The following is a 13,972-nucleotide window of genomic DNA, read 5'->3' as shown; positions in this document are numbered from 1 at the left end:
CCCACACTGCCCATGCCCGTGAGAATGCCCCGCCGCCGCGCCCTGTGCGCCGCGCTCGCCCTGCCCTTGGCTGTTGCCACGCATGCTGCCGATAACCCGCCTTCCAGCGTCCAGGACCTGGACAAGGTAGAGGTGCGCGGCCGCGCACAGACCCTGTACCGGGCCGAAGACGCCGCCGTCGGCACCCGCACCGACACACCCCTGGCCCTGGTGCCACAGTCGATCCAGGTGCTGCCGCGCGAACTGATCGATGACCAGGCCGCCCGCCAGGTGACTGATCTGTACCGCAGCATCAGCGGCATCAGTTTCTTCAGCTACGCCGGCGTGACCCTGCGCGGCTTCCGCCAGGAAAACGTGCTGTACGACGGCCTGCGCGGCGATCCCTACGCCGGCTTCTCGGTGCCGCAGCTGTTCAACATCGAACGGGTGGAAGTACTGAAGGGGCCGGCCGGCGCCCTGTACGGCGGTGGCGATGCCGGTGGCGTGATCAACTACGTGACCCGCAAGCCCAAGGCCACCGCCGAGCGCCGCATCGAGCTGCAGGTCGGCAACGAGGACTTCCGCGCCGCCTCGATCGAAGGCACCGGCCCGTTGAACCGCAGCGGCAGCGTGCGCTACCGCGCGGGCCTCTATGGCGATAGCGAATCGGGCGTGCGCTGGAACACCGACAGTGAAAGCGTGATTGGCGATGCCTCGCTGGCCTTCGATGTGGGCGACACCGGCGAACTGGTGCTGCAGTTCACCGATATCACCCAGAACCTGGGCGGCAACCGCCTGCGCGGCGTGCCGGTGGACGACAACGGCACCTTCCTGACCGACCGCCGCTGGAACCACAACGAAGCCAGCGATTTCCTGGACATGCGCGCCAAGGTGGCGCTGGCGCAGTACCGCTTTGCCCCCACCGACGCGCTGGACGTGGACGTGGCGGCGCGCTGGTTCAAGAACAGCGAACACCAGATGTACCACGAGCCGATGGGGCTGATCGACCGTGACGGCGACGGCGTGGCCGAATGGATGACCCGCCAGCTGCGCAACCAGTTCCGCGACAACGACGCGGTGACCGCCAATGCCAATGCGGTGTGGCGCACCCGCACCGGCGGCATCGAGCACAAGGTGCTGTTCGGCGCTGATGTGTACCAGACCGATGCGGACTTCACCGCGCAGACCGCCAACAGCGCCGACCTCGCCCGTGGCGCCGGCCCGGTGCAGGGCATCGACCTGTTCAACCCGGTGTACGGCGCCAGCACCTGGCATGACTACAACCTGGCCACCCTGCCCTGGCGCAGCACGTCCACCCGCAGCCAGCGCTACGGCGGCTACCTGCAGGACGAGCTGACCCTGACCCCGCGCTGGCATGTGCTGGCCGGCCTGCGCTGGGACGGCTTCAAGGACGAAGACCGCATCGCCCACAGCAGCGTGGATGGCAACGACATCAGCTGGCGACTGGGCAGCACCTTCATCGTGCGCGACGGCCTGAACCTGTACGCCAACGTGGCCAGTGGTTTCGTGCCGCAGACCGCGACGAACCAGAATTCAGCCGCCGGCGGTCCGTTCGATGCCGAGCGCAGCAAGCAGTGGGAGGTGGGCATGAAATCGCTGCTGGCCGACCGGGTAACCCTGAACCTGGCCGCCTACCGCATCGACCGCAGCAACATCGTGCAGGCCACCGGCGAAGTGGTGGGCGGGGTGAACCAGCTTGCCGCGCTGGGTCTGGTGCGCAGTACCGGCATGGAGATGGACCTGCTGGCCGACGTGACCGAACGTTGGGTGCTGAACCTGACCTACGCCTACAACGATGCGCGGGTGAAGGATGCCGGCCCGAACGGGATCACCAATGCCTCCGGCGATCGCTTCGCCAATGCGCCACGCAACAAGCTGGGCCTGTGGACCCGCTACGACCTGCCCGCCCTGCATTCGGCCATCGGCTTCGGCGCCGATTACGTGGGTGAGCGCGTCAGCCTGGACGGCCAGCGGGTGAAGCCTTATGCCGTGTTCGACATGAGCTGGAAAACCACCTGGCAGCAGTGGCAGTTCCAGGCCAACGTGAAGAACCTGTTCGACAAGGTGTATGCGGCCAGCGGCTTCATCGAGCGCAATGGCCACTTCCCGGGCGAGCCGCGGCGGGTGTACCTGCAGGCGGCGTACAGCTTCTGATGCCGTCGTGACCACCCGGCGGCGTGTAGGGCATGCACACACGCCGTCGGGTACGCTGTGCCACCTTCCTGCCCTGAGCGGCCATGCACGCCTTTTCCCTTCCGGTCTCTGCGCCCGAGCAGCTGGCGTATCGTTTGCTGCAGGACAGTGACTGGGCACAGACCGCGCAGGCCGCGCAGATGCCAGCCGAACTGCGCACCGTGCTGGCCATGGTGTTCGATTCACCCGAGCCGATGTGGATTGCCTGGGGGCCGCAGGACAAGGCGTTCTTCTTCAACGATGCCTACCTGCCGCTGCTGGGCGACAAGCTGCACGGCGCCATGGGCGCACGCCTGGATCTGGTGTGGGCCGATGTCTGGGCCGACGTCAGCCAGGCCATCGACGATGCCTTCGCCGGCGCCGCGCGCAGCTTCCACAACCTTCGCCTGATGATGGACCGCGACGGTACGATGAAGGAAACCTGGTGGACCTTCTCGTATTCGCCGCTGCGGCTGGGCAACGGCGAAATCGCAGGCCTGCTGTGCGTGGTGAGCGAGCAGACCGAGCGGGTGATCGAGCGCGACCTGCACAGCCGCCAGGTAGCTGCCATTACCCAGGAAGCACGCGAGGCGCACCTGGAACTGGTGCGCGCACGCGAGCAGCTGCGCCAGGCACAGAAACTGGAAGCCATGGGCCAGCTGACCGGCGGCGTGGCGCATGACTTCAACAACCTGCTGCAGGTGATCACCGGTTCGGTGGACATGCTGCTGCATGGCTGGCCCAGCAATGACCCGCGCCGGCGCTACGCGCAGGCGATCGAATCGGCGGCCGAGCGTGCGACCAAACTGACCGCCCAGCTGCTGGCGTTCTCGCGGCGGCAGAGCCTGTCGCCGGAAGTGTTCGACCTGTGCGAGAGCGTGCAGGCGCTGGCGGACATCATCACCACCGTGGTGGGCGCGCGTATCGATGTGGACCTGCACTTGCCCGACGTGCCGCTGCCGGTGCTGCTGGACCGCAACCAACTGGATACCGCGCTGATCAATATTGCAGTGAACGCGCGCGATGCGATCGAGGGCCACGGCAAGGTGACACTGGCAGTGCAAAGGGTCAGCACCGTGCCATCTGTGCGCCAGTCGATTCCGCTGAAGGGCGATTTTGCTGCGATCAGCGTGACCGATTCCGGCAGTGGTATTGATCCTTCGGTACTGGAACGCATCTTCGAACCGTTCTTCACCACCAAGGGCGTGGGCGCCGGCACGGGTCTAGGGCTGAGCCAGGTGTTCGGCTTCGTGAAGCAGTCCGAAGGCGAAGTGGACGTGCAGAGCCGGCCGGGCGCGGGCACCTGCTTCACCCTGTACCTGCCGCTGACCCAATGCACCGACAGCGTGCCGCGCCCTGCCCCGCACTCCCCTGGCCTGGCCAGCGGCGACGGGCTGTGCGTGCTGGTGGTGGAAGACAACGTGGACGTGGCCGACTTCGCCGTGGGCGCGCTGCGCGAGCTGGACTACGGCGTGGTGCTGGCGCGAAACGCGGCAGAGGCCATGGCCGAACTGGAACATGACGCCGCGCGCTTCCAGCTGGTATTCACCGACGTGGTGATGCCCGGCACCAACGGCCTGGAGCTGGCGCGCACGATCCGCACCCAGTTCCCGAAGCTGCCGATCATCCTGACCAGCGGCTACAGCGAACTGCTGGCACGCGACCCGGGCCATGGCTTCACCCTGCTGCGCAAGCCGTATTCGCTGAAGCAACTGGCCCAGGTGATGACCGAAGCGGCGCACGGCAGCGCCCGGTAGATGCCCACCTTGGTGGGCATTTCTCTCCGCCTACCCTGCACCGTCTCGCTTTGGTAGATGCCCACCTTGGTAGGCATTGCTCTCCGCCTACCCCTCGTGCCCACCAAGGTGGGCACCTACCGGGTAGGCCGCGGATCGTGGGTTGTCACGGAACCAGACACCGTTCTACCTGCAGCGACAAGGCTTCGCAGGCGTCGAACAGCCCATCGACCACGGCCGCGGAGGGACAGCCCGCCGGATCATCACTTTCCCGTGCCACATGGGCGGCATGCAGCACGGCGGTCAGTGCAGTAATGCCCGACGCGCAACGTGTGGCCAGGGCCAGATCGAATGTGCGGGTGGGGGTCAGGCGATGTTCGCCCCACGGTTGGCCGTCGGCACGCAGGTTCCTGCCGTGGCCTTTCAGGTGCGCGAAGAAGGCAGACGGCGCGAGGCTGTCGGGCGAATCGCAGAGCGCGTCTTCCAGCTGTTCGGCGATGGCATTGGGCAGATCGCGCGTGGCATTCCCCAGCAACGCGTGCAGGCGGGGATAGTCGGGAAGCAGGTCGGACATGGCGGCAACCTCACGGTGTGGCCACCTGCGAAAGCAAGGTGGCGGACGGTGCGGGTTGGCGTGCCGGATACGAGTTGCGAGAAGCCGGCGGATCGAAAGATCCCCACGCACCGTCCACCATGGACTGGCAAGCGGTGCATTGTCGGGACTGCACGTTGCAGTGCAAACCCGACGCCGTGCAACTCGTATGTTCGGGACGCCAATCCCGGCCAGGGCGGGTGCCTTGGCGAGGCGATGATTGCCGCAGTCTTTCGTGGATGAAAAGTAGGGAAATACACCGCCATGGCGTGGTCAAGGCACATGCGTCATGTGGTGACGAATAGCCCCTTCAATGGCGCTGCCGGCCTGCAGCCTTCATCCACGCCAGCCGCAATCCAACTCGCCCGGACAGGCCAATCGCGACACCTCACCCATCAACTGTCATCACGCGCGCTCTGGTACCCGCGATAGGTTTCGCCCCACTCGCGCATGGCCAGCAGCACCGGCACCAGCGTGTGGCCAAACTCGGACAGCTCGTACTCCACCTTCGGCGGCACTTCCGGATAGACATGGCGGATCACAACGCCATCGGCCTCCAGCTCGCGCAGTTGGCTGGTCAACATGGATTGGGTGGCGTTGGGCACCCGCCGCGTCAGTTCCATGAACCGGCGCCTGCCCTTGATCAGGTGAAACAGAATGATCGGCTTCCACACACCGCCCATCACCGAAAGGGTGACTTCCACGGCGCAACCACTCTTGTTGTCCCAACGCCTGCTACGCATGAATACTCCGGAAAACCATAGTACCTACGAAAAACCATCGTTCTTGTTGCAATAACGGTGCGAGCCTAGCATGGGCGCATCCAATGACCGTGAGGCCCGCGATGACATTCAAGGCACTACTTTCCAGCAAGACCGACGACCGCGTCGTTACTGAACTGGTCGATTTTGATGAGGCCGACCTGATGGACGGCGATGTGCTGGTGCAGGTCGATTATTCGACCCTGAATTACAAGGACGCGCTGGCGCTGACCAACAGCCGCCCGGTCATCCAGAAATTCCCGCTGATTCCCGGTATCGACCTGGCCGGCGTGGTGCTGGAATCCACCAATGCGGATTTCAAGACCGGTGATCGCGTGGTACTGAACGGCTGGGACCTGAGCATGGGCCACCACGGCGGCCTGGCCCAGCGTGCGCGCGTGCGTGGTGAGTGGCTGAACAAGATTCCCGGCAACCTGACCACCCGCGATGCCATGGCCATCGGCACCGCCGGCTATACCGCCATGCTGTGCGTGCTGGCGCTGGAAGATGCCGGCGTGACCCCGGACAAGGGCGATGTGCTGGTAACCGGCGCCAATGGCGGCGTCGGCTCGATTGCCGTCGCCACCCTGTCCAAACTGGGTTACCGCGTTGTGGCCGCGACCGGCCGCCCAGAGCACGCCGACTACCTGCACAGCCTGGGCGCGGCGGAGATCATCGACCGCGCGGAGCTGTCCGAGCCGCGCAAGAAGCCGATCAGCGCCGAACGCTGGGCCGGCGTGGTGGACGTGGCCGGCGGCCCCACCCTGGTCAATGCCCTGGCCGAAACCAAGTACCGCGGCGCGGTGGCCGCCTGCGGCCTGGCGCAGAGCGATGCACTGCACGGCTCGGTGCTGCCCTTCATCCTGCGCAACGTGACCCTGGCAGGCGTGGATTCGGTGAACGCACCGCAGCAGGTGCGCCAGCGCGCCTGGGATCGCCTGGCCACCGATCTGGACCCGAAGAAGCTGGAAAGCGCGGTGCAGCAGATCGGGCTGGCTGAAGTGCTGGATGTGTACGAGCAGATCATCCCGGGCAAGGTGCGCGGGCGGATCGTGGTGGATGTGAATGCCTGAGGGCGATCGGGCCGGCGCTGCTGCAATGCCAGCGCTGGCCCACTGCCTGGCCTGACCCGGAAACGCCGCGCATGCCATCAAGCCCCTTTATCATGGGGCTGTAAGGGCGCTTTACGCCCAGTGACGTACGCAAGGCAGTATCTGGATGTCTATGGAATGGCGCCCCTCGGGCTGGGGCCAACGTGTGACCCGCTCGCCGGACTGGCGGCTGCGGCTGGATGGCGAGCAGGTCGAACTCTCGATTGGGAGCGCGCAGTACCGGCACCACGTGGATGGCGACGCGCGTGTGCGGATCATTCCGGGCCTGTTCTGGGCCCGGATCGAGCTGCAGCGCGACGACGGTGAAACACTGTCCGTCGATGGCCTGCCCAACCGCCAGGCATCGCAGCTTTCGGCCGCCGTGCAGCAGGTCTTGCTTGCCTGCACTACCCGTGGGCGCAAGGCGCTCTTTGCGGACATCCTGACGCAGATTCAGGGCTGGCTGGCCGAGGCAGACGCCCTGACCGACCGCGGCAGCGCCGGCCGCCGTTGGATCACCCACGAACAACAGCAGGCACTGCTGGCCGAGCGCCCTGCCCTGCCGCTGCAGCCGTCAGCGCTGCAGCGGCTGTTCCTCGATGAGGATGTGCACGACGACCTGCATTCGCCCAGCCACCGTGCCGCGCTGGACGCCCTGCACGATTGGGAACTGGATTGGCCGTCCGTCTGGGCCGAAGCCAACGCGACCATGGCAACGCGCGAGCTGCTGCTGGCCCGCAATTTCCTGCACCGGGTCGAGAGCAAGCCACTGACCGAAGAACAGGCGCGCGCGGTCATCTGCTTCGACAACCACGTGCAGGTGGTCGCCGCGGCCGGCTCCGGCAAGACCTCGACCATGGTGGCCAAGGCCGCCTATGCCATTGATCGCGGCTTCGTCGCGCCCGAACGCATCGTCATGCTGGCCTTCAACAAGGATGCCGCCAAGGAACTGGAGGACCGCGCGCAGCGGTCGTTCGAACGGCTGGGCATGGGCGATACCGTGGTGGAGGCGCGCACCTTCCATGCATTGGGCCTGTCCATCATCGCCAAGGCGACCGGACGCAAGCCTGATATTCCCGAATGGGCCATCGACGCAGCGCTGGGCTTCAACAAGCTGGCCGAGCTGGTGGACGACCTGAAGGACCGCTCGACCCACTTCCGCACCCAGTGGGACATGTTCCGGCTGGTGTTCGGGCGTGATCTGCCACCGCTGGGCACGCAGATGCTGGCCGATGGCTACGACCGCGATGGCACGCCCTATATCCGCACCCTGCAGGGCGAGCGGGTGAAGAGCCTGGAAGAGTGCGTGATTGCCGATTGGCTGTTCTACAACGGCGTGGCCTACGACTACGAGCGGCGCTACGAATTCGATACCGCCACCGATACCCATCGCCAGTATCGGCCGGACTTCTATTACCCGGATGCTGCGCTGTATCACGAGCACTTTGCGCTGGATGCCGACGGCCAGCCGCCGCAGCAGTTCGCCCACTACGCCGAGGGTGTGCGCTGGAAACGCGAGCAGCATGCCGCACGCGGGACCGCACTGGTCGAGACCACCTCGTTCGGGCTGCGCAGTGGCGAGGCCCTGCAGCACCTTTCCGAACGGTTGGGCGAATCGCGCATTGAACTGGACCCGAACCCGGACCGCGAACTGCCCGACGCCGGCGCCAAGCCCATGCCCGATGCCGATCTGATCGGCTTAATGCGCACCTTCATCGCCCATGCCAAGAGCAACTGCCTGAGCCTGGAAGACATGGCCGAGCGCCTGCGGCAGATGCCCGAAGACCAGTTCAAGGAACGCTACCGGCGCTTCCTGGAAATCGCCGGGCCCGTATTCCAAGCCTGGGATGATGCACTGGCCGACGAGCACAGCATCGATTTCGAGGACATGTTGAACATGGCCGCCGGACTGCTGGAACAGGGCCATTATGAATCGCCCTACGAACTGGTGATGGCCGACGAATTCCAGGACGCCTCGCGCGCCCGCGCCCGCCTGTGCCGCGCCTTGGTCAACCGCCCAGGACGCTACCTGTTTGCGGTGGGCGACGACTGGCAGTCGATCAACCGTTTCGCCGGTGCCGATGTTTCGGTGATGACCGGTTTCCGCGAATGGATGGGGCACGGCCAGGTACTGAAACTGGAGCAGACCTTCCGCTGCCCGCAGGAACTGTGCGATATCTCCAGCCGCTTCATCAGCCGCAATCCCGCGCAGATTGCCAAGGCGGTGCGTTCTTCGACGGCGCCTGTTGGACCGGTGCTGCAGGCATTCCAGATGACCCGGCGCGAAGAAGTGCAGGATGGCGTTCGCCAGTATCTGGCCACGCTGCATCAGCAACTGCTGTCCGGCTCGGCACCTCGCGGCCGCAACGGGCGCGTGACGGTCTTCATTCTGGGCCGATACCGGAATGATCGCAGCGCACTGCCGGCGGACTGGAAGGCAGCGTTTGGCAGCACGATGGACGTGGAGTTCCTGACCGCGCACCGTTCAAAAGGGCGCGAGGCCGACTATGTGATTCTGCCGGGAATGGTAAACCGCGGTTTCCCCAGCCTGCGAGCAGATGATCCGGTACTTTCGCTGGCGATGCCCGAAGGCGATACCTTCCCGCTGGGCGAAGAGCGGCGGCTGTTCTATGTGGCGCTGACGCGTGCGCGGCGGAGTGTTGCGATGTTCACGCTGCAGGGCAAGCGCTCGCCGTTCCTGGATGAGCTGGTGGAGGATGGCGTGGTGGAGGTGACGAGCGTGTCGGGTGTGGCGATCAATGAGGAGCGCTGCCCGGTGTGCAAGGTGGGGGTGTTCGTGGAGCGGAATGGACCGCATGGGGCGTTCCGGTCGTGTTCCAGTTACCCGTTGTGCCATAACAAGCCCAAAGGCCGTCATGGAACCAGCCTCTATGCGCCGCGCTCACTGCGGTGAGGCGGAACAAGCGCGGAGAGCCGTCGCACGGTATCCGGGCCGGATGCACTCCAGTTAGTTTTCGCGGCCTATTGCAGAGCGGATGCCGACGTTGGAATGATGCGCATCGACGGCTGCGGGAAATAGCCCTGGAGGACACTCCCGTTGGCGAGCACCTCCACGTCGCTGTAATCCTCGGTGGCAAGGATGCGTTCCAGTACCCCGTCAACGCGCTCATGCGGCCCTTCAAGCTATTGAAGAAGGCACGCGCCATCCAGCATCAGAACGCCGGTGACATTCACGCCCCGATTGAAGTCAGTTGAACGCCGATCGATCTGTCTGACCCGCGCTTGGACCAGCCCTGCAACGGCTTGGCTGATGCCACGCACGGCGCGTACCGTCATGGCGTGCAACATTCCTGAAACGCAGCCGGTGTTCGAGGGCAGGCCGAGGATCAAACCGATGGACGCAATGGCCCGTGGCAGGGCGCTTACCCAGCGACCTCAAGGGCGATCCACGGGGCGAGAGGGTGATACTTGCCGGTCTCAAGTAAAGGGGCTTTGTCCATATCCCACTTCGCAGACTGCGGTTGGCATCTAGCTACAGATGCGGCTGAAAGAGCAACCTTAATGACGATCCCTCAGAACGCGTCGCCCAGCAAAGCGCTCAAGCGCATTTGGAGGAATCCCCCGCGCACCAAGCGATCGACAGACGAGAGAAAACCATGGACAAAGCGCCCGGAAGCCAAATAGGCCTCAAGTGCGCGGAGCCAGCTTATAAAGGGCCTTTGGGCTACGAATGAAACCACCCGACTCAAATACAAGTACACCCTTCAACACCAGCGCTTCAAGCCGGTTCTTGTTGGTCTTCCAAGTACCACCAAACATGCGCTGCACTTCCGAGACTTGGATTGTGCCGTTCCTATGCACGCTTGACGCGATTGCTATTTCTGCCTCACTGAGATTACGCCAAATATCGACACCAAAATACTCAGCAACATCCTTATCTGACGATCTCTCTCTGTTAGCATTCTTTAGAGTAACCCGCACGACCACGCCATGAACGCTCTCCTGCCTAAAAGTAGGTGCTGGAAGTCGGTATTCACTCATCGCCTCTCTTATTCGCCGCGTTCCCTCTCGCGCCATTTTCACGTAACCCACAACACGTAAAGCATCCATCAGGTGCGCATTCCGAGCGGCTCGCACATCATAGATAGACTTCTCCGTAACCGGGAAAACGAATCCACCAGGGCTTTCAACTTCCATTCGGTCCGAAAAAATCTTAACCGTGACCTCGCTGCCGCTGAAATTATAAGCACGATGAACGCACGCGTTAATTAGTGCCTCTTGCCATGCATGAGTAGGGTACTCAGGCGCCGTTACAAATCGCCCGGAATCGTCCAGCCAAGTGACGTCAAAAACAATAGAAGAAATAACCTTCTGCGCCTCACTTATTAGCCTTATAAGATTCCCCTCGACATATTCGTCCTTTAGCGGAGAATACGACGAACCCTGCCCTTCCTCAGCGCCCGCAAAGCGCTGAACGCGAACACGGCATCCAGGTATAGTCAGGCGCGGGTTACGTCCTGCAAACAGAAGAAGCGCATTAGTAGGACGCCACACCCCGTCCACAAAACGAAGTAGGCATCGATCCCTCAGAACCTCGTCGTTCGACCAGCCCGCATGGGAATCCGATTCTCTAAACTGATCACAATAATCTTGAATCAATTTTTGGTCAAAATCTTGAGGAAAGTTGGCGCCGGTTGGCACCGCCAGCTCGAATGCGAGTTCGCCCCGCGTCGCCCTGAAGTCTGCGCGCTCCTCATCCCCCATCTTATGCTTACCATCACCATAGCGAATCCACGCCTCGTCACGATTTGTTTCGACGAGGCGTCCAGCGTACGGGACATAGATTGCTAAGCAATACGCTGGACGTCCATCCACAACTACTGGAATTTTCTTAAACTCAGGTTTGGCGCCAGGACAGTGATGCAGGTGGCACTGCTCAATCTTGTTAACTTGATCAACGCCAAACTTTACACCCGTAATTGTTCCGCCATCGTCCACTCCATACACAAGGACGCCACCATCAGGAGTGTTGGAGAACGCACTCAAGTACGTCGCAAGATCAGCCATATTAGGCAGAGTGTGATTTTTCCACTCGACCCTCCTGTCTTCGCGAAAATGCCTCAAATACCGCTGATTCAGCCTATGAAAAATTTCTCTAGGCGTCCACGTCGCCGTATCAACGGTTACGAGCCCATCGTCGAAATCGAACGGAAGCTGCTCCATATAATTGGTCATGCTTTGAAGTGCCTGTCGAGACTTGGCGAGGTCGTCAGGCCATTAGGGTAACCTGCCGCTGCGGTTGGCAAGAGACTCCTTGCGGCCATGACAATTGACTGAAGGCGGACTGCACGCACAAAGAACTGGCGCGAAGTCACCATCACGGAATCGGATGTTGATCGGGAGCGAGTCGAGGCATCAACCGCCACATCAGCCTAGCTAGTCGACGATCTCCATCTGTGTTAAGCGAGGCAACCTCCGGCATTCATACAAGTTCGGACCTAGGATTGCGGCACGCATGGTTGGAGGCTGACATCAATCGCTTCGTCCAGCGAGCCACCAATCCACGAACTGTTGACGAAAGGATGGAGCGAGCGACCTAGACGAAAATCAACTATAAACAGTGACTTAGACGTCGCATTGGCGGAGAGAGTGGGATTCGAACCCACGGAAGGTTTAACCCTTCGCCGGTTTTCAAGACCGGTGCCTTAAACCGCTCGGCCATCTCTCCGTATCGGCCCAGCCTGCTGGCCGGGCACGCATTCTCGCACGGCCGGGCGATTTGCCCAAGACCGGCGTAACGCCGGGCGTGACCCGGCGCTATCGGAAGCCCTCAGCCTGCATCCACGGCCAGGGCGCCCAAGGCGCTGGCCTTGATCTTCTCCTTAGCCTTCTCGCACGCGCCACCGCAGTCCAGGCGCGAGGCCTCCAGCTGCGGCGGCAGGTGTTCGGCCAGGAAGTCGATGAACACGCGCACCGCCGGCAGCAGGCCCCGGCGCGAGGCGAACACGGCGTGGCACACGCCCTGCGGCAGCGACCAGTCCGGCAGCACCACTTCCAGTTCACCGTTGCGCACGGCTTCGGCGCACACGGTTTCCGGCAGCATGGTGATGCCGAAGCCGTCCTTCACCATGCTCTGCAGCAGCGGGAAGTCGAAGCCGGCCACGCGCGGCTGCAGGTCCACCCGGCGTACTTCGCCTTCCGGTCCATGCAGTTCCCAGCGCTGGCGCGCCTCGTCTTCGCTGATGCTGAGGGTGACGTGCTGGGTCAGCTCTTCCGGGTCCTTCGGGCGGCCGGCGCGGTCCAGGTACTTCGGGCTGGCCACCAGCAGTTCCTGCACCTGGCCGAAGCTGCGCATGACCAGGCTGCCGTCGTCGTCCAGGCGCGAACGCACGCGCAGGGCCACGTCGTAGCCTTCATTGATGATGTCCACGCGGCGGTTGCTGATGTTCAGCTGCAGGCGCACCTTCGGGTACTGCTCCAGGAACTTGGGCAGCAGCTTGGGCAGCTGCATCTGCGCCAACGAGACGGGCACGCTGGCGCGCACCACGCCGCGCGGCTCGGCGCTCAGGCGGTCCACCACTTCGCGCGCGGCCTGGGCCTCGGCCAGCATGGTCTGCGCGTGGCGGTGCACGCTGGTGCCGACGTCGGTGACGGCGAAGCGGCGCGTGGAACGCTGCAGCAGGCGCACGCCCAGGTCGGTTTCCAGCTGGCTGATACGGCGGCTCAGGCGCGATTTGGGGATACCCAGGGCGCGCTCGGCGGCGGCGAAACCGCCGTGGTCCACGACCATGGCGAAGTAGTACAGGTCATTCAGGTCATGCATACCCGAGTTCCATATCTAGAACAATTCGTGGCATTGAACCACCTTTATCCCGCTCATGCAACAACCTATCGTTCTCTCCGTCGGCGGCGAACCCGCCCCCCTTCCCGAACATAGGTGACTGCCATGAAGCTTCTGCATCTCGACGCCAGCGTGCTTGGCGACAACTCCGTCTCGCGCCAGCTGACTGCGGCGGTGGTCGCCCAGTTCAAGGACCAGATCGACGGCCTGCAGGTCGATTATCGCGATCTGGACGCCAACCCGGTACCCCATCTGCGCAGCGGCTCGCTGGCCGGCGCCGATGCCGCCGAGGCGGCCGATGCTGAACAGGTGATGCAGCAGTTCCTAGCCGCCGACATCCTTGTCATCGGCGCGCCGATGTACAACTTCAGTATTCCGTCCACGCTGAAGGCCTGGATTGACCGCGTGGCCGTTGCTGGCCGCACCTTCAAGTACACCGAGAACGGCCCGGTGGGCCTGGCCGGTGGCAAGCGCGTGATCGTGGTGAGCGCCCGCGGCGGCATCTACACCGATTCGCCGGCCGACTTCCAGGAGCCCTTCCTGCGCCAGGTGTTCGCCTTCATGGGCATCGACAACGTGGAATTCGTTCGCGCTGAGGGCATTGCCTATTCGCCCAAGCACCGCGAAGACGCCATTGCCGGCGCGCTGTCGGCCCTGCCGTCGCACGCTGCTGAAGAAGTGGCTGCGTAAGTACTGCGTTCCAGCGATCGGCGCCCTCCCCCCTCCTCGTCGGGGGCGCTGATTGCGGGCCGGGAGCCCCTCCCCCATCCCGGCCCACCCTCACGGCTCCGCATTGCGGGGCCGTTTTTTGTTGCGTG

Annotated in this window: 9 protein-coding genes and 1 tRNA gene; 5 read left to right on the top strand and 5 right to left on the bottom strand. The window is 63.5% G+C overall.

Annotated features, from left to right (window positions below; genetic code table 11):
• Nucleotides 1-12 precede the first annotated feature (12 nt).
• Together IAE58_RS04150 and IAE58_RS04145 are read left to right on the top strand one after the other, a co-directional pair.
• Nucleotides 13-2,154, top strand: a complete 2,142-nt coding sequence (locus IAE58_RS04150) for a TonB-dependent receptor (RefSeq protein WP_199932694.1) — start codon at nt 13-15, stop codon at nt 2,152-2,154.
• Nucleotides 2,155-2,237: 83 nt separating this feature from the next.
• Entirely contained in the window at nt 2,238-3,929 is a 1,692-nt protein-coding gene (locus IAE58_RS04145) for a PAS domain-containing sensor histidine kinase (RefSeq protein WP_199932695.1), read from the top strand.
• A 145-nt stretch (nt 3,930-4,074) separates the two neighbouring features.
• On the opposite strand, the gene IAE58_RS04140 is transcribed toward IAE58_RS04145, so the two are convergent.
• Both IAE58_RS04140 and IAE58_RS04135 read right to left on the bottom strand, forming a co-directional pair.
• The gene (locus tag IAE58_RS04140; protein ID WP_199932696.1) at nt 4,075-4,482 is read right to left on the bottom strand and encodes a hypothetical protein; all 408 of its coding nucleotides are present in this window, start codon (nt 4,480-4,482) and stop codon (nt 4,075-4,077) included.
• Nucleotides 4,483-4,895: 413 nt separating this feature from the next.
• Nucleotides 4,896-5,243, bottom strand: coding sequence for a helix-turn-helix domain-containing protein (locus IAE58_RS04135; protein ID WP_108753418.1), 348 nt, complete (start codon nt 5,241-5,243; stop codon nt 4,896-4,898).
• Between the two features lie 101 nt (nt 5,244-5,344).
• Between IAE58_RS04135 and IAE58_RS04130 the strand changes: the two genes are divergently transcribed.
• Nucleotides 5,345-6,334 (top strand): MDR family oxidoreductase, encoded by a 990-nt coding sequence (locus IAE58_RS04130; RefSeq protein WP_199932697.1) that lies wholly within the window; start codon nt 5,345-5,347, stop codon nt 6,332-6,334.
• 151 nt (nt 6,335-6,485) lie between these two features.
• Nucleotides 6,486-9,266, top strand: a complete 2,781-nt coding sequence (locus tag IAE58_RS04125; protein WP_199932698.1) for a UvrD-helicase domain-containing protein — start codon at nt 6,486-6,488, stop codon at nt 9,264-9,266.
• A 734-nt stretch (nt 9,267-10,000) separates the two neighbouring features.
• On the opposite strand, the gene IAE58_RS04120 is transcribed toward IAE58_RS04125, so the two are convergent.
• The 3 genes from IAE58_RS04120 to IAE58_RS04110 all read right to left on the bottom strand — a co-directional run bounded on the left by IAE58_RS04120 (nt 10,001) and on the right by IAE58_RS04110 (nt 13,136).
• Nucleotides 10,001-11,548 carry an ATP-binding protein gene (locus IAE58_RS04120; RefSeq protein ID WP_199932699.1) on the bottom strand — a complete coding sequence of 516 codons (1,548 nt, stop codon included), beginning with the start codon at nt 11,546-11,548 and terminating at the stop codon, nt 10,001-10,003.
• 403 nt (nt 11,549-11,951) lie between these two features.
• Nucleotides 11,952-12,041, bottom strand: a tRNA-Ser gene (locus IAE58_RS04115).
• 102 nt (nt 12,042-12,143) lie between these two features.
• The gene (locus IAE58_RS04110) at nt 12,144-13,136 is read right to left on the bottom strand and encodes a LysR family transcriptional regulator (protein WP_079222336.1); all 993 of its coding nucleotides are present in this window, start codon (nt 13,134-13,136) and stop codon (nt 12,144-12,146) included.
• Nucleotides 13,137-13,259: 123 nt separating this feature from the next.
• On the opposite strand from IAE58_RS04110, the gene IAE58_RS04105 reads away from it, so the two are divergent.
• The gene (locus IAE58_RS04105; protein WP_108753482.1) at nt 13,260-13,844 is read left to right on the top strand and encodes an NAD(P)H-dependent oxidoreductase; all 585 of its coding nucleotides are present in this window, start codon (nt 13,260-13,262) and stop codon (nt 13,842-13,844) included.
• Nucleotides 13,845-13,972 lie beyond the last annotated feature (128 nt).

The organism is Stenotrophomonas sp. S49 (assembly GCF_016624905.1).
In the GTDB taxonomy this organism is placed as follows: domain Bacteria; phylum Pseudomonadota; class Gammaproteobacteria; order Xanthomonadales; family Xanthomonadaceae; genus Stenotrophomonas.
This window is presented reverse-complemented; position numbering and strand designations above follow the sequence as displayed.